A 19,977-nucleotide genomic window follows, 5' to 3' on the forward strand; every position below is an offset into this window, starting at 1 on the left:
ATGAATTTATATAAAAAAATAGTTTTCTTTATTTTGATTTTTGCCGCTTTTCAAGGGTATGCTCAAAACACTTTAGATGTTTTAGGCTTAGACAACACTACACCAGCAGCAGTTGCCTATAGTTTACGAAAAGTAAGTACCTCGTATGTTGGCAATGCTATACAAGTGCGTCGCAGTAGTGATAACGCCACTCAGGATATTGGTTTTGATAATAATGGAGATTTAGACACAAGTGCTTTGCTGGCATTCGTTAGCAGTGATAATGGTTACGTAAGTATTTGGTATGACCAAAGTGGTAACGGAAGAGATCTGATTAAAACAGATTATGACTTTCAACCACAAATAGTATTTGCAGGAGCTTTTAAATATATAGGTACAAGAGTAGCAATCGATTTTTTAGGAAATAAAGGGTTGGTTTATTCTGGATCACTAAGTTTAGCCAGTATTACTTCGGTGATTCGTTCTGAATCTGCAATTTGGCCGGGTCACCATTGCATTTTAGAGGGAAGCCCTAGAATAGGAGGGATATTAGAAAATGGAGGAACAACATTTCATTTCAATGTTTATCCACTTGAAATATGGAAAGATGGAATTTCAAAAACAACTTCTGAATCGCTGGCTCCCGTTGATGAAGCGATGGTTTTATCCATTAGTCCTCAAACCGATAACTTGTATCAAATATTTATAGGTAATTATGATGGTGGTAATGATGGTGGGTCAATTTTAGAAAGTGAAGCTATAGCATTTTCTTCTTTAAATCCGTCTAATATTCGTCTATCAATAGAATGTAATCAAGGGTCTTATTATAGAATTGCTATGAACTCATGTCCTACAGCAATATGGACTAATCCTTCGTCTTCAGATCATTTTGAATGTTTAGGAACAACAGCAACCTCACTGACTGTCCAGGCTTCGGGAACCAATCTTTTATATCAATGGTACAGTAATTCCAGTTCCAGTACAAGCGGAGGAACTTTAATTAGTGATGCTAATAGTAATATTTTTATTCCGCCAACTTCAGTTGCAGGAACTACTTATTATTATGTTGTTGTTTCCGGTTCTGATGGACCAGAAGTTACAAGTAGCATCTCTGGGGCAATTACAGTGGACGCTTTACCAACAGTGAGTATTTCTCCAACGAGTGCAATAATAAATTCTGGGGAATCAGTTACTTTAACGGCTTCAGGAGCCAACTCCTATTTTTGGGGTTTTATTAATGCTGTACCTTTAGATCATGTGCCCAATTCTAAACTTGCTGTGGGTTTACGTCGGTTAAGTTCTTCGTATACTGGTTCTGCAATCCGTTTAAGAAGAGATAGTGATGATACTGAAGCTGATTTTGGATTTATAAACAATGAATTAGATATTGCTGCAATTGCTATTTGGTTAGGCAGTGCCAATGGTTATTGTGTTATACTTTATGATCAATCCGGAAATGGAAACAATATGACTCCATCAGATTCATCTACGCAGCCTCTTTTTGTCCCTAATGGATTGAATGACAAACCTATTTTAAGATTTAATACCAATCAAAATCTTGGGAATTCTGTAGATTTTCCTCCTCCTTTTACGGTGATTTATGGAGCAAAACAAACAGGGCCTAGTCGTAATCGTGTGATGACTTCTATGTATAACAATTGGTTGTTAGGCTGGTGGGGAGGTTTTAAATCAAAGGCACATTATGATAGTTGGATTACCAATGATTTTGATGAAGTTGCTGATAGTAATGCCTATGTATATTCAGGAACTGGCGACGGAATCAACTCTGAGATATATGAAAATGGGGTTTCAAAAACAATTTTTCCTTCAGGTGGAGTTTCTGGTCCAAATGGAATTACGATAAATTATAATGAATCATCAGAATCAGATGTTACTGAAATATATGCTTTCAACACTGTATTATCTTCAACAGATAGAGAAGCTATCGAACACAGTACAGCTTCTTATTATGGAATATATGGTGACGCTCCCTTAGGGAATACGGCATCTATAATTGTTAGTCCTACAGAAACTACTTCTTATTCTCTAACAGGATATTCTGCAAATGGTTCGTGTTCTGCGACAAGTAATGTGACTATAACCGTATTTCAAAATCCAAACTTGATCAATTTTGGAGATATAATAAGAACTTATTTTGATGGTAATTTTATAATTACGCCACCATCTACTTTAAGTTCAGGGACACTTACTTATACTAGTAGTAACAATGATGTAGCTACAATTAATGGCACACTGGTTACGATTGTTGGACCAGGAATAACGACAATTACTGTATCTCAGGAAACGGATGGGGTTTATTTTGGAAGCGTTTTTACAGCAACATTGACAATTAATGATGTTACTGTTTTAACAAAAAACGGAAAAGTTAGCACTCGAGATTTTAATTATGTAAATAGAAATGGAGCAATAGCTTCTAGTACTGCGTTGACTACTTATGGAGAATCTATTTCTGCTAAATCAAACAACGGATTATCGGCTGCGTCATCCGGTATTAGTGCAGTGCAAATAAAAGCCGATTTTCCTAATTCAGTCGATGGCGTTTATTGGATTAATTTGCCAAATGTTGGCCCAACCCAAATTTATTGTATTATGGATAGTGCTTATAATGGAGGTGGTTGGATGCTTGCGATGAAAGCAACAAATGGAATTACATTTAATTATGATGCGACTTATTGGACAGCGGCAAATACATTAAATTCAACAGACAATTCTAGAAATGATGGAGATGCTAAATACGAAACAATGAATAACTATGAAGCCAAAGATTTGATGGCTATTTGGCCTGATATTTCAAATAACAATACAGAAAGCGGCAGTATTGATGGTCTGTCAAACTGGACTTGGTTACAAAATGATTTTCATGATCAGGGCTTAAAAACTACCCTCATTAGCAAATTTTCAGGATCACAAACTGAATATTATAGCGCTACTGATGGTTCAATGACCTTTTCGGGCTATGGAGAATCCGTATTTTCAAATCAAGAAGGGTACACTTTTTATGGTATTAATTATATGTTTAATTCGGGTTCTAGAGTTCGTTGGGGATTTGCATGGAATAACGAAACGGATCAAGGATCTAATGATATTTCTGGTGGAATAGGAATGGATTCAAGTTACGGAGGTTATTCTGCTGGGGACAAAATAAACTGTTGTCAAATTAACACTGGAGTTGACAGAGCAGCTAGAGTAGAGGTTTACATTCGATAAAAAACTAAAACTAAAAGAACATAATAATAGCTAGGACAGACATAGTTAATTTTAGCTGTTTGACTTTTTAAAATAATTCTCTCCATAAAAAAAGGTTCAACTTTGGGTTGAACCTTTTTTATTTTCAGTAGAAAAAGTGCTCTTTACACTTTTCCTAATGTATATAATTGTTCCATTGTAGGAGTTAAACTTCCGCCTTTAGGTTCGAGTGTGATACCAAAAGCTTCTGCATCAGTTGCATTATCCACAGCAAACATTTTTTGATCATTAACCTTAAAATTTTCCAATAGTCCAATACTTGTAGGGGTTAACGGGTTCAATTTTAATGCCCATACTTGGTATACCATTCCTTCTGGTGGTTCTGGTAATCCTGCGGCATCTACATAAACCACTTTGGTTTCTTTATTCCAATATACTTTTGCAGAGGATTGTGGTGCCACTGCTTGTCCGCCAAGTGCTACAACGGTATTGTTTGCATCTCTTACAACAGCTAAACTGGTTTCGCTTGCTTTATTTTTTAATTGTAAAGCATTCAAATCTTTTTCCATTTTTGCTTTCTCCACTTCGGCATTTACTACTTGTGTATTGGTTTGATCCAACTGATTGTATTGGTAACCAATGCCTGCTAATAATAGAATTGCTGCTGCCCAACCAATGTATTGAGACCAATTTCTTGTTGGTTCCAATTCGATTACTTTAGTAGCGTGTTTAAGCTCTAGTTTGGATTTTATTTTTTCGTAATTCGCCACAGAATGGAACGGTGAAAAGCTGGAAGATAATGCTACAATAGCCTTTTCTATAGCAATAATTTCATCGTTTATTTCTGGATTATTTTTTGCCATGGTATTCACTTCTTCATTTTCGGTTTCAGTGAGTTGACCATAAACGTAGAGTTCTAAAATACCTGATTCTATATATTCTTTTGCTTCCATTATACTTTCAAATAATTTCTTAAATCATTAATACAGTTTCGATTATGAGTTTTAACGGTTCCCAAAGGAATTTCCAATTCCTCCGAAGCTTCTTGTTGGGTATACCCTTTAAAAAACAGTAAATCTATTATTTGAATACATTTAGGTTTTAGCTTTTTTACAAACTCTTGAATCCCAATGCTATCAATTTTATTGACCAGTTTGTTACTGTCGTCAAATAGATGTACGAAATTATCTGAAGAAAGGTTTTTTTGACTGTTATTAAAATTTTTAGAACGTAGCTTATCAATAGATGTATTTCGGGCAATATTTAGAATCCAAGTATAGAAACGCCCTTTGCTTTCATGGTAGGAATCAATATTTTTCCAGATTTTGACAAATACATCTTGAAGCACATCTTCGGCTTCTTCTCTATTTTTTACAAGAACATTGATTACTGCAAACAAACTTTTTGAATACATATCATAAAGATGTGTGAATGCCTTTTCGTCTTTCTTATAAATTAATACTAACAATTCATCTTGAGTCATATATTTTTATTTTGCTTTTACAAACTTATACATTCTTATTTACAATTGGCAAATTTTATGAATAGCTACTTTAAAATAAATTTAAAATAAAAATAATTGTATTTTATTTAAGTATTTAAATTACTGAAAATCAAAAATTTAGCAAATATGTTGATTTTTTTTTATGATTTTTAAAACCAAAGCGAATACAAACCCGTAAATGCTTTTATAACCTTTTAATTTTAAACAAAATGAAAAAAACAAAAATGATATTAGGCCTATCGCTAGTTGCGGTTTCGGGCTTAATTTTAGTAGCTGCTGATCACGTTGATGCTCCAGCAGTAACAGGTAATGCAGCAGATATTACTGATGTGTACACTTTTCAGGGACAAGATACAAATAATCTTGCATTTGCAGTAAACACACAAGGATTGTTAAGTCCTAATGCTACAGCCGCGGCAACATTTAATGAAAATGTTATGATTGAAATCAATATTGATAACACAGGTGACAATGTTGAGGATTTAGTTATTCAAGCCATCAAAAGAGATGACAAGATGTATTTCTTTGGTCCTTACGCTCCAACCGCTACTGGAACTTCAAGCACTATTAAAAAAGAAGCTGCTTCAGGAAGTGTAACTATTTCTACTTATGGTTCAACTCCTTTAATTGCAGAGAAAAACGGAATGAAATTTTTCGCAGGACCAAGAGATGATCCTTTCTTTTTTGACTTAGGTCAATTCAAAGCAATCCTTGGTGGAACTGCTTCTGGATTCAAAAATCCGGGTACAGACACTTTTGCAGGAACAAATGTACTTTCATTAGTAGTTGAAGTTCCAAAAGCAATGCTAGGTACTTCAAGTACTTTGAATGTATGGGCTGAAACTAAGAAAAAACAATAACTAATTTTATTTTAAAACGTAAAGACATGAAATCTAATAAATTCAAATTAATAGCTGTAGCAGTAGTTTGTGCAGTTGTTTCAGTAAATTGTGATAATAATGATTCGACAACAGATCCTGTGGCAAGTCTTGATTTTTCAGGAACTTTTGTTCAACAAGATCAAATGGCCAGACCAGCAATAAACACTGTATTTATTGCATCGGGAGCACCGAAAGATGAATTCAATGCTGCTATTCCATCAATGATGGGCGCTAAATACCAATCTATTTTTCAATCTAGATTATTAGCTTTAAATTCAGGTTACACTGTAAATGCTTTAGGACAAACTGCACCTCAGTTAACAGGTCTTTTAGCTACTGATGTATTAAATGTTGATAAAACTAAAAAAACAACATTTTTTGATGGAACTAATGTTCTTACAGGTAGAGCTTTGGCAGATGATGTTATTGATGTGGAATTGTTATTGATTTTTGGAGGACCAATGGGAACTTCAAATGCAGGACTTACTTCTGATCACGTAGATGCAAACGATAAAGCATTTGGAGTTTCTTTCCCTTATTTGGCAACAGCCTGGTAATAATTTATAAAAAAAACAGAGTTTGATATATTTAGTTTCAACTCTGTTTTTTTTCTTTTCAAAACAAACAAACAAACAAACAAACAAACAAACAAACAAACAAACAAACAAACAAACAAACAAACAAACAAACAAACAAAACAGATTATGAAAACTTTAAAAATAATTCCATTATTGGTTTTTACAATCCTATCTCTTTTTAGTTGCGAGAAAAAACCAAGTCAAATTACCAATACTTCAGATTATAATAAATATCTGAATGTAAAAGGAAATAAATCATTGATTTTTGCGAATAACGAAATTGATTTCTGGCAAAAAAAATTCGATGCAGCTCCTAATCAAATTAGTTATTTAAGCATGATAGCATCTAATTATGCGACTCTTTTTGAATATACCGGCGATATTAAAAATCTATATAAAACAGAAGAGCTGTTAACAAAATCGAATGAAGCTTATGATTATTCAAGAGTTTCTACCATTCGATCTTTGGCAAGAAATTATATTGCGCAACATCGTTTTAAAGAAGCATTAGTATTAGCAAATAAAGCTTTTTCGATAGGAGAAGGCTTGAAAGAAACACAAAAATTACTCTTTGATGTTCAAATGGAATTGGGAAATTTTCCCGAAGCCGTACGCAATTTGAATGCCATGCGAGATATGAAAGATTATGATTATCTCATTCGTTTGGCAAAATGGAATGATCACAAAGGCGACTTGAAAACGGCTATAACTTTCATGGAAAAAGCAAGAGATATTGCGGAGAAAGAAGATAATAAAGTGCTTAAAATATGGTCGTATTCTAACTTAGGTGATTTTTATGGTCATGCGGGAAGAATCCAAGAATCATATGACAGCTATTTAAAAACATTGGCAATAGATCCTAATTATTCGTATGCTTTAAAAGGAATTGCCTGGATTGTATTCTCTCATGAACGAAACACAGTCGAAGCAAAAAGAATTGTTGAAGCGATTGAAGTGACGCACAATACACCTGATTTTTATTTGTTGAAATCTCAAATAGCCCAATTTGAAGGAAATAAAAAAGAAGAAATCAGTAATAGAAATGCCTATTTCGCTATGTTGCAAAAAAACAATTATGGTGCGATGTATAACAAATACAACGTTTTAATTTATGCTGATGATAAACAGACAGCTTCAGAAGCATTGGAAATTGCAAAAATAGAAATAGACCACAGACCAACTCCTGATTCCTATGATTTATTGGCATGGTCGTATTTGAATTTAGGTGAAAATAAAAAAGCATTGGAAATTGCACAAAAACATGTCGTTGGACAATCATTTGAACCTAAAGTGCAATACCACTTGGCAATGATTTATAAATCTAATAATTTAGCTAAAAAAACGAAGCCTATCAAAGAAGAATTGCTTTCCAGCTTGTATGAATTGGGACCAAATTTAGAGAAAAAGGTAAATCAATTATAAAGTATCAAAATGAAGAATTTTTTTGTAATCCTGATAACTCTTTTGGGTTTAACTACCTATGCCCAAATTCAAAAAGGAATAGTAGTTGATAGTGATGGAAATGCAGTAGAAAATGCATACATCAATAATATAAGTTCTGGAAGTCATGCGCATACTAATGAATTTGGGATGTTCAGTATTGATAAAACGGCTGCAGGAAATGTTTTGAAAGTAAATGCACTTGGGTTTAAAAAAATGAATTATACATTTTCTGGTTCTGAATTTAGAATTGTTTTAGAGGATGATATTTTTAGACTGAATGAGATTGTAATTCAAGCAAAACTTTCGGCGATGAATGTGATTTCGAAAATTGATTTGCAAACAACTCCCGTAAATTCTTCTCAGGAAATTTTACGAAAAGTACCTGGTTTGTTCATCGGACAACATGCCGGTGGTGGAAAGGCAGAGCAACTGTTTTTGAGAGGTTTTGATATTGACCATGGAACTGATATTGCCATTTCAGTAGATGGAATGCCAGTAAATATGGTTTCTCATGCGCATGGGCAAGGCTATGCCGATTTACATTTTGTGATTCCGGAAACAGTGGAAAAAATAGATTTTGGAAAAGGAACGTATTATGCCAGCAAAGGGGATTTTGCTACGGCAGGATACGTTGCTTTCCAAACTAAAGATAAAATTGAAAAAAGTAGTATTGGTCTAGAAGTAGGGCAATTCAATACGCTAAGAACAGTAGGATTATTTAATCTTTTGGGAAACCAAAAAACACAAAGTGCTTACATTGCAACGGAATATATCCTGACAGATGGTCCATTCGATTCCCCCCAAAATTTTAATAGGATCAATCTGTTGGGTAAATATTCAGCTATTTTAGCAGATAATAGTAAGTTTTCCGTTTCAGCCTCTCGTTTTTCTAGTCGTTGGGATGCTTCTGGTCAAATACCACAACGATTGGTTGATAACGGAACAATATCAAGATTTGGTTCAGTGGATGATACAGAAGGAGGAAGTACATCAAGATCAAATATAAATGCATCCTTGAGTAAACCAATTGATGAAAATACATTCGTAAAAGCCAATGCATTTTATTCAAAATATGATTTCGAATTGTATTCTAACTTTACTTTCTTTCTTTACGATCCTATTAATGGAGATCAAATTAGACAGAAAGAAAATAGAACGATTTATGGAATGAATGCTGAATTGAATAAGAAAACCAAGCTTAATGATGTAAATGTATTGATGCAGTATGGAATAGGTTTTCGTGCGGATGCTACAAAGGATACAGAGCTTTCACATACTTTAAATAGAACTACTACTTTGCAGCAAATTAAATTAGGGGATATTGATGAGTCTAATTTATTCTCGTATGTGAATTCAGAATTCAGTTTTGGAAAATTAATGATTAATCCCGCAGTGCGATTGGATTATTTTAAATTTAATTACCGAGATAAATTGACTACTGATTATAATACGCAAACAGAAAGTAAAGTGAAAATTTCGCCAAAACTGAATTTTATTTATTCGCAAAATAACAATTTGCAGTTTTATATAAAATCAGGAATAGGATTTCATTCAAATGATACTCGCGTTGTGGTTCAAAATAGTGGTAAACAAATTTTACCTACAGCAATAGGAACCGATATTGGTACGATTTGGAAACCATTTCCAAAGTTAATTGTCAATTCGGCTTTATGGTATTTGTATTTGGAACAAGAGTTCGTTTATGTGGGTGATGCTGGAATTATTGAACCAAGCGGAAAATCAAAACGTATGGGATTTGATTTAGGATTGCGGTATCAACTGAACGATTGGTTTTATTTGGATACAGATGCTAATTATACTTACGCCCGAAGTATTGATGAGCCAAAAGGACAAGATTACATTCCGTTAGCACCTGATTTTACTTCTACCGGCGGTTTAAGTTTTCAGAATTTAAATGGTTTTTCAGGTGGAATTCACTACCGTTATTTAAAAAGCCGTCCAGCAAATGAAGATAATTCTTTAGTTGCCAAAGGCTATTTTGTTTCTGATTTCAATATCAATTACAAACTTAAAAGTATTTCTTTCGGAATAGCAGTTGATAATTTATTCAATACCAAATGGAATGAAACCCAGTTTGCTACTGAATCAAGATTAAAAAATGAGCCAACAAGTGTAGAAGAAATCCATTTTACACCAGGAACACCTTTCTTCATGAAGGGGAAAATTACATATACATTTTAGCTTACTATAATCAAGATTAGTTTGTTTTGTTTGGAAGCCTGGTATTTTGTTTGATATCAGGCTTCTTTTTTAACTTGTGTTTAACCAAAATAAATTTTTAAGCAACAATTAATTGTTATAATTTTATAAAAAATATAATTTCAAAATCAGCATAATTGAAATACGGTAAAATACTGATATCGATATGCAAATTCCATATTCAAATAAAAAACAAATATTATCTATTTATGAAAAACCTATTATTCTTAACGTGTACTATTCTATTTCTTTTTAGTTGTCAAAACCAGGCACAAACTAAAAAAACAAAATTAAATAAAAGTAATACTGCTATGGCCAAGGAAACCATTTATCAATTTAAAGTAGAAGATTTATCAGGAAATATTTTTGATTTTGCATCTTTGAAAGGTAAAAAAGTAATGATTGTGAATACCGCTTCAAAATGTGGTTTGACTCCTCAATACAAAGATCTTGAAGCGATCTATAAAGAATACAAGGATAAAGGTTTTGTTATTGTAGGATTTCCAGCCAATAATTTTGCTTCACAGGAACCAGGAACTAATGAAGAAATTGCAACTTTTTGTCAATTGAATTATGGTGTGACTTTTCCTATGATGGACAAAGTTTCAGTAAAAGGAGATGATATGTGTGCAGTATATCAGTTTTTGACTCAAAAATCAAAAAATGGTTTGCAAGATTCACAAGTGGAATGGAATTTTCAAAAATACTTAATCAACGAAAAAGGAGAATTGGAAAAAGTGATCTCTCCAAAAACGTTACCAACTGATGCTTCAATCGTAGATTGGATTAAAGCTTAGTTAGTTATAAGGCATAATAAAAAAGCGATTTTCTGGAAACTGAAAATCGCTTTTTTGTTTATTTTAAAACTTGAATGATTCTATTTTCAATTTCTGGTTCGGTATCAGAATGTCCACCTTTTTCAATATATAAAATTGAACTATCTAATCTTTTATGTAATTCCTGAGCATAAATTAACGGACAGATATTATCATTTTCACCATGTATTATAGTTACAGGGATATTGTTTAATTTATTAGTATTTTGGAGGATAAAGTCTTCTTCAATAAAACAATGATTAGTTAAATAATAAGCTTCCATTATTGATAGTGACTGATAAGGAAATTGGGATATAATAGCATGAACTTCATTTACAGTCAGACCTTGTTTGAAAATAGAGATTTCATAAAATGCCCATTCATAAGAATAAAATTCTTTATCTTCCTCAGTTCCATTGAGCATTTTATCAAGATAATATTCTGCTATTTTCTTTTGATGATCTAATGGGACATTATTTTTAAACCGATTCCATACGTCAGGAAAATCGTTTTTTATACCACCATTAATATAATGTTCTATTGAGTTAAGGTTTCCTAGAAATATGCCTCTCAGTAATAAATTTTTAACTTTTGTAGGATTTTGAATAGCAAATATAAGGCTTAGGGTTGTCCCCCAGGAACCTCCAAAAACGCTAATTTTTTCGATACTTAGATGGTCTAGAAGTTTGTTAATGTCTTCAACTAAGTCTTGGGTGGTATTCTCTTTTATGCAACCAAACGGTATGCTTTTAGATGATCCTCTTTGGTCAAAGAAGATTACTTTTTGTTTATCAAAATTAAAAAATCTTTTATCATTTTCAGAAAACCCAGCGCCCGGACCACCATGAACAAATAAATAAGGTTCTCCATTTATATTCCCGCAAACTTCATAATATATTTTATGAAGATCACTAACTTGTAAATATCCTTTTTCGATAATATAATTTTGTTCCAATTGTTTATTTTTAAAATAAAAAATTAAATTTTCTCATTTTTGAAAATTGCTGCAACAGCCGCTTCATAATTTCTAATACTCTGCGCTTTTTTTATTTGTTTTAATACTTTATGTGGATTTGAAAACGTAGCAGAAAAGTATTCCCATAAATGATACATCTTCAATAAAATATGGGCTGATCCAGATAAGGATTCACTATATATGGCATATAAAGTGTCATGAAAAGCACTGAATAATTCCATTTTATTTGCAGGATATTCCATAGTATTGTTTTTTATCATACTTGGTAAAAAGGGATCGGAAATTAATCCTCGTCCAATCATCCAGTGGTCTATGGAAGGAAAACGCTCTTGCATTTCATGAAATTTAGCCACAGAAGTGATATCACCATTGTAATACAGTTTGTGAATCGTGTTATCGATGCATTGTTGAAACGCATCAAGATGTACGCCACCTTTATACAGTTGTTTGCCAATGCGAGCATGAATGGCAATATTTTTAATAGGATACGTATCCAAGATGGGTAAAACATCTAGAATTTCTTCGCTATTTTCATATCCCAGACGCATTTTCATAGACACAATAATGTCAGATTCAGAATGTGCTTTGTAAAGAATGTTGTTAATTTTCTCTGGATTACTGATAAGACCGGAACCCATACCAGATTTTGTAACCATTGGATATGGACATCCTAAATTCCAGTTTAATTCTTTGTATCCCAATTCTCGAACATATTTGGCTACAAATAAAAACTCTTCGGCATCGTTTGTTATAACTTGTGGAATTACCTCTAAACCAATATTATTTTCAGGCAGTAGGTCTCTTTCATAGGATGGTTTAATGACAAGTTTTCCGTTTAAACGGATGTAAGGGGAGTAATAGGTATCGATTCCTCCAAACAATTTGTTTTGGGCATTTCTAAAACGAAAGTCGGTAAATCCTTGTAAAGGAGATGAAAGTAGGGTATAGTCCATGAAATTTTTAATTGCGCAAATATACCATTCTTTATATGGTTAGGGTTTTTCTGGAGCAATTATGTTTTTTTGTTTAATGAAAAGTACTTATTTATTTTAGAATCAATTGCATAAAAACCAAATCGAGCCAATGATCAAATTTGAAACCTACTTCACGAATTGTACCCACCACTTTGAAACCAAACTTTTCATGAAAAGCGATGCTTCCTGAATTATCAGCATCAATAGCGCCCATCATGACGTGATATCCTTGCTCTTTTGCCAATAGAATGAGTTCAGCCAATAGTTGTTTTCCAATACCTTTTCCTATAAATTCCTGGGCAACATAAACGGAATGTTCTACTGTGAATTGATAGCCTATTTTTTGTCTAAATGGACCATAGCTTGCAAATCCAATAGCCCCGTTTTCAAATTCGGCCACAATTACCGGTAAATTTTTTTCTAATTTGTCTTCAAACCATAATTTTTGGGTTTCAAAATCGTGTGGCTCATAATCATAATTAGAAGTACTATGAAGTATTTCGTGATTAACGATTTCTAGTATTGTATCAATATCGGCAAAAACAGCTGGTCTTATCTTGATTTCCATTAAAAAGTATTTTCGTTCAAATTTAAGAAAACTATTTAAGATTAAAGAAAAACCTTTGCAACTTTGTATCTTTGTTCTTTTGAAACTAAAACAATGATTTACCCCAAAATACCTTTAGCACAAAGCATTATTGAAATTTGTTTGGCCAAAGGAATCACCACCATAATAATTTCCCCAGGTTCCCGAAATGCTCCACTAACGATTGGTTTTGTGAGTAATCCCGCCTTTCAATGTTACAGTATAGCTGATGAACGTTCCGCCGCTTTTTTTGCACTTGGAATTGCACAGCAAACTCTGCAGCCTGTAGCTTTGGTTTGTACATCGGGTTCCGCATTACTGAATTATTATCCTGCTTTTGCGGAAGCATTTTATAGTCAGATTCCTTTAATTGTAATCTCTGCGGACAGACCACAAAGCAAAATCGATATTGGCGACGGACAAACCATCAGACAGGAAAATGTGTTTGTAAACCATTCCTTATACAATGCCAATTTAAATGAAGTTGTTTCAAAAGCAAATGATTTCAAAATAAATGAAGCGATAGATTTGGCCTTGCATAAAAAAGGCCCCGTTCATATCAATGCGCCATTTGAAGAGCCATTATACGAAACTGTTTCAGAACTTTCGGTTGATGTCATGGTTAATGGTTTTGCAAATTTGAATGCTTTGAGCACAGTAGAAAATGTTTCGGAGTTTGTTGATATTTGGAACAATTCAACTAAAAAAATGATTTTAGTTGGTGTGAATGAACCAAATTTAATCAGCGAAAAAACAATTGCTGCATTGGCTCAAGATGAATCGGTTGTTGTCATGACCGAAACTACGTCAAACTTGTATCATCCTTCATTTATAAACAATATCGACACTATAATTACTCCTTTTACCAATGAAGATTTTGAGGATTTTCGACCGGAAATATTGGTGACTTTTGGTGGAATGATCGTTTCTAAAAGAATCAAGGCTTTTTTGAGAAAATACAAGCCAAAACACCATTGGCATATTGACACATTAAGAGCGTATGATACTTTCAATGCATTGACGAAACATTTTGAAGTGAATCCCAGTACTTTTTTTGAAGCATTTTTACCTTTAACGGGAGTGGTAAAAAGCGATTATTTTGAGAAATTAGAAGCAGTGAAACTTTTGCGAAAGCAAAAACATGAAAGCTATTTGGCAAAAATTCAATTTTCAGACTTTAAAGTTTTCGAAAAAGTAATTCAAAGTTTACCAAAGAATAGTCAATTGCAAATCAGTAACAGTTCAGCGATTCGTTATGCGCAATTAATAGCTATCGATTCTTCGATTGAGGTGTATTGCAACCGTGGGACCAGCGGAATCGACGGAAGTACTTCTACTGCTATTGGTGCGGCTGTCGCCAATAAAAAACAAACGATTTTCATAACCGGAGATATTGGATTTTTATACGACAGCAATGCTCTGTGGAATAATTATATCCCAAAAAATTTCAAAATAATTTTGATAAATAACGGTGGTGGCGGGATTTTTAGAATTTTACCAGGTCATGAAGAAACGCCTGTTTTTAATACTTTCTTCGAAACATCGCATGGTCTTACTGCAGAACATTTGGCTAAAATGTATGGTTTTGAATATAGTATTGTCAATGATGAAACGAGTTTAGTAAAGGAACTGGATACTTTTTATAGTCAAAATGAAAAACCAAGTATTCTGGAAGTTTTTACGCCAACATTAGATAACGATAGAATTTTGTTGCAGTATTTTAAAGAATTGGTTTAATTATTTTATTTATTCGTTAAAACGTATGATTAAATGTTTAAATTTGAGATTGTTAAAAATAATAATCAAATACTAAATTTTTTATTTATGAGTGCAAGAGATGAATTAATTGTAAAGTATGCTGCTGATTTGAAAGACAAATGTGGCGTTAATCCTGATATGGATTTATTGACAAAAGTAACTATTGGTTGTGGTCCGTCAATTTATAATGCCGATTCGGCAACTGTTGCCGGAAGTCAACAATCAGAATTGGATACCGTGAAAAACAATTTTCTAATTAAGAAATTAGGACTTGCTGATGGTGCTAATTTAGATGCAGGAATTGATGCTGTATTGGAAAAATACGGTCGTTCCAATAAAAATAAATACCGAGTTGTGGTATATTATTTATTGGCAGTTCATTTTGGAAAAGAGAGTGTTTACAATTAACAATAGATATAAAAATGAAAAGCGCCTTAGTTGGCGCTTTTTTTATGAAGTGATTTTTCGTTTTACCATTTTCAAACTTCGTACCTTTGCACTTTAGAAATTGAAAGAAAATGATTGAAATAGGAAAATACAATACGCTTACCATTTTACGCGATACCAAAGTGGGTTTGTTTCTGGGAAATCCAGAAAAAGATCCGGAAGGAATACATGATATTCTTTTGCCTAACAAATACGTTCCAAACGAATTTGAAATAGGCGAGGAGCTTATCGTTTTTGTGTATTTGGATCACGAAGAAAGACCCGTTGCCACAACATTAGAACCTTATATTTTATTGAATGAATTTGCACTTTTGCGTGTGAATTATACCAATCAGATTGGTGCTTTTATGGATTGGGGAATGGAAAAGGATATTTTGGTTCCGTTCAAAGAGCAAGCGCGTCCTATGGAAAAAGGAAAACGCTACTTGGTGTATCTTTATATGGATGAAAAAACCAATCGTTTGGTAGCTTCAAGTAAATTGAATCAGTTTTTAAAAAATGACCACCTTACAGTTGAAAAAGGAGAAGAGGTTGATTTAATCGTTTCCCATATCACTGAATTAGGAATTAACGTTATCATCAACGAAAAACACAAAGGTTTGTTGTACAAAGATGAAGTCTATGATGATGCAATTCGTACGGGAGACCGCATGAGAGGCTATATTAAAACGATACGTCCGGACAATAAAATTGATGTGGCATTGCAAGTTCAAGGATATCAAAGTATAGAGCCGAATGCAGAGAAAATTCTGGATGAATTAAGAGCCAGTAGAGGTTTCTTGCGTTTAACAGACAATTCACATCCGGAAGACATTAAAACGGTTTTGAAAATGAGTAAGAAAACCTTCAAGAAAGCCATTGGTGCTTTGTACAGGGAGAAATTAATCGAAATCAAGGAAGACGGAATTTACTTGATTAAGGAATAAAAAAAAAGAAAGACTAATCGAAAACGGTTAGTCTTTCTCTTTTTAATTCTGTTTTAGAATATTAAATTCTATCAGCAATAAAATAATTTTAATTTCATTCTAAAAGTATATTTATTCGCTTTTATAACTAATAGTATCCTTAATACTACTTTAATAATATTGACTTAAGCGCAAATTACTTTTTTAAATGGTTTGTCTTTAAATGTCCAAACACTTGCTTAGAAGCTAAGAATCAATTTCACATTAAAGCCATTGGTTTTGTATATATTAAAAGATTAATTTCCTGAAAATAATTATTTTATTAATGCACAACTTATTTGTTGAGCGGGAATGCAAATCTTTATTTTTAACCGTAGGTGTTACTCTTTATTTTTTACTATTGGGGCAAATGACCTTCTCATTAGCTCACTTATCTTGGTTTTAGAAATCGTATTATAATTTATTACCATCGAAAAAGGAGCGACAAAATTTTTAATTGTATTCAAAAAAACATTTTTTAGGTTAATAAATCAGTGACTTAATCAAACTAATCAAGTTATATTCTCCTGATTAGCAATATTTAAAATTAGGGATAATTTTAATTGCGGTCTGTTAATATTCTGTTTTTTTTTCGTTTTTTAACATTTTTGTTTGTTTAATCAGAGAAAGATTACCACAAGCTTCTCTAAAATAGAATAGATAAAATGTAAAAAATGATTTAATTTTACACTGAAATAATTTAAATCAATTGTAATGGATTGGATCACTGTCAAAGAATACGAGGACATAACCTATAAGAAATGCAATGGCGTTGCCAGAATAGCTTTCAACAGACCGGATGTGCGCAATGCTTTCCGACCAAAAACAACTTCTGAATTGTACAATGCATTTTATGATGCGCAGGAAGATACTTCGATAGGAGTGGTTTTACTGTCTGCCGAAGGACCTTCGTCTAAAGATGGAGTATATTCTTTTTGTAGCGGTGGGGATCAAAATGCACGTGGTCATCAAGGGTATGTGGGAGAGGATGGACAGCATCGTTTGAATATTTTGGAAGTACAACGATTAATCCGATTCATGCCTAAAGTTGTTATCGCCGTAGTTCCAGGTTGGGCAGTAGGTGGCGGACACAGTTTGCACGTTGTTTGCGATTTGACTTTGGCAAGTAAAGAACACGCAATTTTCAAGCAAACGGATGCTGATGTAACAAGTTTTGATGGTGGATATGGTTCTGCGTATTTGGCTAAAATGGTAGGACAGAAAAAAGCGCGTGAGATTTTCTTCCTTGGACGTAATTATTCAGCTCAAGACGCTATGGATATGGGAATGGTTAATGCCGTGATTCCGCATGATGAACTTGAAGATACTGCTTACGAATGGGCCCAAGAAATATTAGGTAAATCACCAATGGCTATAAAAATGCTAAAATTCGCTATGAACCTTACGGATGATGGAATGGTGGGGCAGCAGGTTTTTGCTGGTGAAGCCACACGTTTGGCGTATATGACTGAAGAAGCCAAAGAAGGCAGAAATGCATTTTTGGAAAAAAGAAAACCAAATTTTGAAAAGAAATGGTTACCATAAAAAAGTTTGATGCTTAAAGTTTAAATTTGTTTTTACCAATAACTTTAAACTTTTTAAAACTTAAACTTTAAACTAAATTTTATAAATGGAAAACTTCAGAAACGAAACTATAGATATCACACAGCTTCCTAAATTTGAAGAAGTACCTTTTTTAAGTTTGAAAAAATCCTACTGGAAAGTGATTTTGATTAATTCGTTTATTGTGTTTGTGTTGATGACAATTGGTCTGGGATTTGCGCTGTTAAAGATTGAGGAATTAGTAGCGTATCAATTAGAAATTAGTAGCGCTTTTGGACTCTTTATCCTGATTTTTGTTTTCTTTTCATACCTAAGTTTCAAGAAAAAAGGATTTGCTTTCAGAGAACATGATGTTCTCTTTAGATATGGAATCATTGCTACTAATACTATTGTAATTCCTTATAATAGAATACAACACGTAGCTTTGCATGAAGGAATGGTTTCACGTTACTTTGGATTGGCTAAAATTGAAATTTTCACTGCTGGAGGTAGTTCGAGTGATATTGAAATTCCGGGAATTGAGAAAGAACAGGCCGAAAATATCAAACAACTCTTGATGGGTAAAATACAAAAACAACTGTGATGCGGGCTGATTTTAGTCAACCGCAAAGACAGTCTATTGTTGGTATTTTGGTACTTTTTTTTGATACCATTCGTCATTTTGGTAAAGCACTTTGGCCAATATTAGTCGTTTGGATTTTTAAATTTAAAGAATTCAATCCTTTGTATTTGATACTTGGGGTATTGGGCGTTTTGTTGGTTTTTGGTATTATTGCCTATCTTAAATATTTAAATTTCACTTTCTTTCTGGATGAAAAAAATCAGGAATTTGTTATTACAGAAGGTATTTTAAACAAAACAAAAATAACGATTCAACTCAATAAAATCCAGCAAGTAACGATTAAGCAGTCCTTTATTCAAAAAATTATAGGAGTGCATACGCTTGATGTAGATACTGCCGGAACTGCTAAAACGGAAGTAGCAATCAAAGCCATTTCGCATGATTTAGCTTTAGCGTTAAAAGCGCATTTGTTAGAAAATGAAACGAACAAAACAATAGTAGTTTCGGATGAAATTGATGCAGAAATACAAGAGGATACAATTGGTAAAGAAGTATCGCCGTTTATAAAAATTAGTTTTTTGAGTTTGTTAAAAGTTGGGATTTCAACTAATTATGTGAAGAGTTTCTTTATTTTGTTGGCGTTCTCCATTACGTTTTATGATAATGTAAAACGTGTTTTTGGTGAATCGACCATCGATGAATCTAAAATTGATTCCTATTTAAAGGAAAATGCCATGTTAGAAATGGTTCCAATAATGATCCTTCTTCTTTTTAGTGTGATTCTGGTTATGAATGTCTTTAGAATGGTTTTTAGGTATTTTGACTTTAGAATTACAAAACAAACGGGTTCCTTGTTGCTTTCCTTTGGGTTGTTGAATACAAAAAGTACGATTATCAAACCTGAAAAAGTTCAAATTGTATCTGTTTCCAGTAATTACTTTCAAAAGAAAATGAATATACTTGAAATGAAAATCAAACAGGCGACCAGCGGAGAGAAAGAAGAACGAAAAGCTGCGATTGAAATTCCAGGTTGCAACGAATTCGAACAGAATGAAATTTTGAAATTACTATTTGATAAAATCCCTGAAAAAGGAGTGGTGTTAAAACCTAATTTTCGGAAGCTTGGATTTTCTATATTTCTTACAATTGGATTACCTTTGCTTGGGTTTTATTTTTTGAGGGATGAGGTAGTTTCCCAATTTCCTACTTTGGATATCTTGGCTGTTTTCTATGTTGTATTTGTTGGGATAATTCAGTTTTTTAAATATAGAAATAACCGTCTTTTTATCAATGATCATTTTATTATTAAACAAAGTGGTGCATGGGATATTAGTAATGAAATTATTGAGCCGAGTAAAATTCAAGCGGTCACGACATCGCAACTTTTTTGGCATAAAAACCTGAATATAGGTTCTATAACGTTACACACCGCTGGAGGAAATATCGCTTTTCAGTTGGGAGATTATATAAAAATTAAACAATATGTCAACCTTTGGTTGTACGAAATAGAAACGTCTGATAGTAATTGGATGTAAATAAA

17 protein-coding genes are annotated in these 19,977 nt (G+C 33.0%); 12 read left to right on the plus strand and 5 right to left on the minus strand.

The features are described 5' to 3' along the window. On the plus strand, positions 1 to 3,207 hold the full coding sequence (locus OA85_RS16920) for an arabinofuranosidase catalytic domain-containing protein (RefSeq protein ID WP_052257089.1): 3,207 nt from the start codon (positions 1 to 3) through the stop codon (positions 3,205 to 3,207). 143 nt (positions 3,208 to 3,350) lie between these two features. On the opposite strand, the gene OA85_RS00255 is transcribed toward OA85_RS16920, so the two are convergent. Further along, complete coding sequence (locus OA85_RS00255) at positions 3,351 to 4,139, minus strand: anti-sigma factor domain-containing protein (protein WP_039107272.1); 789 nt, start codon at positions 4,137 to 4,139, stop codon at positions 3,351 to 3,353. Further along, complete coding sequence (locus OA85_RS00260; protein ID WP_039107274.1) at positions 4,139 to 4,669, minus strand: RNA polymerase sigma factor; 531 nt, start codon at positions 4,667 to 4,669, stop codon at positions 4,139 to 4,141. Before OA85_RS00260 ends, OA85_RS00255 begins: the two co-directional genes overlap by 1 nt. Before the next feature lie 230 nt (positions 4,670 to 4,899). On the opposite strand from OA85_RS00260, the gene OA85_RS17685 reads away from it, so the two are divergent. From OA85_RS17685 to OA85_RS00285, 5 genes are all read left to right on the plus strand, one after another. Then, a complete protein-coding gene (locus OA85_RS17685) occupies positions 4,900 to 5,550 on the plus strand; it encodes a DUF4331 family protein (protein WP_039107276.1) in 651 nt (216 codons plus the stop codon). A gap of 26 nt (positions 5,551 to 5,576) precedes the next feature. Further along, the gene (locus OA85_RS17690) at positions 5,577 to 6,128 is read left to right on the plus strand and encodes a DUF4331 family protein (protein ID WP_039107278.1); all 552 of its coding nucleotides are present in this window, start codon (positions 5,577 to 5,579) and stop codon (positions 6,126 to 6,128) included. A 147-nt stretch (positions 6,129 to 6,275) separates the two neighbouring features. Next, the gene (locus OA85_RS00275) at positions 6,276 to 7,571 is read left to right on the plus strand and encodes a lipopolysaccharide assembly protein LapB (RefSeq protein WP_039107280.1); all 1,296 of its coding nucleotides are present in this window, start codon (positions 6,276 to 6,278) and stop codon (positions 7,569 to 7,571) included. A 9-nt stretch (positions 7,572 to 7,580) separates the two neighbouring features. After that, entirely contained in the window at positions 7,581 to 9,794 is a 2,214-nt protein-coding gene (locus OA85_RS00280) for a TonB-dependent receptor plug domain-containing protein (RefSeq protein WP_039107283.1), read from the plus strand. A gap of 227 nt (positions 9,795 to 10,021) precedes the next feature. After that, positions 10,022 to 10,609 (plus strand): glutathione peroxidase, encoded by a 588-nt coding sequence (locus tag OA85_RS00285; protein ID WP_039107285.1) that lies wholly within the window; start codon positions 10,022 to 10,024, stop codon positions 10,607 to 10,609. Positions 10,610 to 10,667: 58 nt separating this feature from the next. Here the strand turns inward: OA85_RS00285 and pip are convergent, their stop codons facing one another. The 3 genes from pip to OA85_RS00300 all read right to left on the minus strand — a co-directional run bounded on the left by pip (position 10,668) and on the right by OA85_RS00300 (position 13,145). Beyond that, a complete protein-coding gene (pip, locus tag OA85_RS00290) occupies positions 10,668 to 11,582 on the minus strand; it encodes a prolyl aminopeptidase (protein WP_039107288.1) in 915 nt (304 codons plus the stop codon). Between the two features lie 23 nt (positions 11,583 to 11,605). Next, positions 11,606 to 12,556: a tRNA-dihydrouridine synthase gene (locus OA85_RS00295; protein ID WP_039107290.1), complete on the minus strand. Its 951-nt coding sequence runs from the start codon at positions 12,554 to 12,556 to the stop codon at positions 11,606 to 11,608. Positions 12,557 to 12,647: 91 nt separating this feature from the next. Next, positions 12,648 to 13,145, minus strand: a complete 498-nt coding sequence (locus OA85_RS00300; RefSeq protein ID WP_039107292.1) for a GNAT family N-acetyltransferase — start codon at positions 13,143 to 13,145, stop codon at positions 12,648 to 12,650. A gap of 93 nt (positions 13,146 to 13,238) precedes the next feature. On the opposite strand from OA85_RS00300, the gene menD reads away from it, so the two are divergent. From menD to OA85_RS00330, 6 genes are all read left to right on the plus strand, one after another. Further along, entirely contained in the window at positions 13,239 to 14,900 is a 1,662-nt protein-coding gene (gene menD / locus OA85_RS00305) for a 2-succinyl-5-enolpyruvyl-6-hydroxy-3-cyclohexene-1-carboxylic-acid synthase (RefSeq protein WP_039107294.1), read from the plus strand. A gap of 87 nt (positions 14,901 to 14,987) precedes the next feature. Continuing rightward, the gene (locus OA85_RS00310; RefSeq protein WP_039109233.1) at positions 14,988 to 15,329 is read left to right on the plus strand and encodes a DUF2853 family protein; all 342 of its coding nucleotides are present in this window, start codon (positions 14,988 to 14,990) and stop codon (positions 15,327 to 15,329) included. Between the two features lie 110 nt (positions 15,330 to 15,439). After that, positions 15,440 to 16,294, plus strand: coding sequence for a S1 RNA-binding domain-containing protein (locus tag OA85_RS00315; RefSeq protein ID WP_039107297.1), 855 nt, complete (start codon positions 15,440 to 15,442; stop codon positions 16,292 to 16,294). A 732-nt stretch (positions 16,295 to 17,026) separates the two neighbouring features. Next, positions 17,027 to 17,857: a 1,4-dihydroxy-2-naphthoyl-CoA synthase gene (locus tag OA85_RS00320; RefSeq protein ID WP_039107299.1), complete on the plus strand. Its 831-nt coding sequence runs from the start codon at positions 17,027 to 17,029 to the stop codon at positions 17,855 to 17,857. An 85-nt stretch (positions 17,858 to 17,942) separates the two neighbouring features. Beyond that, positions 17,943 to 18,458, plus strand: a complete 516-nt coding sequence (locus OA85_RS00325) for a PH domain-containing protein (RefSeq protein WP_039107301.1) — start codon at positions 17,943 to 17,945, stop codon at positions 18,456 to 18,458. Further along, positions 18,458 to 19,972 (plus strand): PH domain-containing protein, encoded by a 1,515-nt coding sequence (locus OA85_RS00330; RefSeq protein ID WP_039107303.1) that lies wholly within the window; start codon positions 18,458 to 18,460, stop codon positions 19,970 to 19,972. Before OA85_RS00325 ends, OA85_RS00330 begins: the two co-directional genes overlap by 1 nt. Positions 19,973 to 19,977: the final 5 nt, after the last annotated feature.

The organism is Flavobacterium sp. AED (assembly GCF_000812945.1).
In the GTDB taxonomy this organism is placed as follows: domain Bacteria; phylum Bacteroidota; class Bacteroidia; order Flavobacteriales; family Flavobacteriaceae; genus Flavobacterium.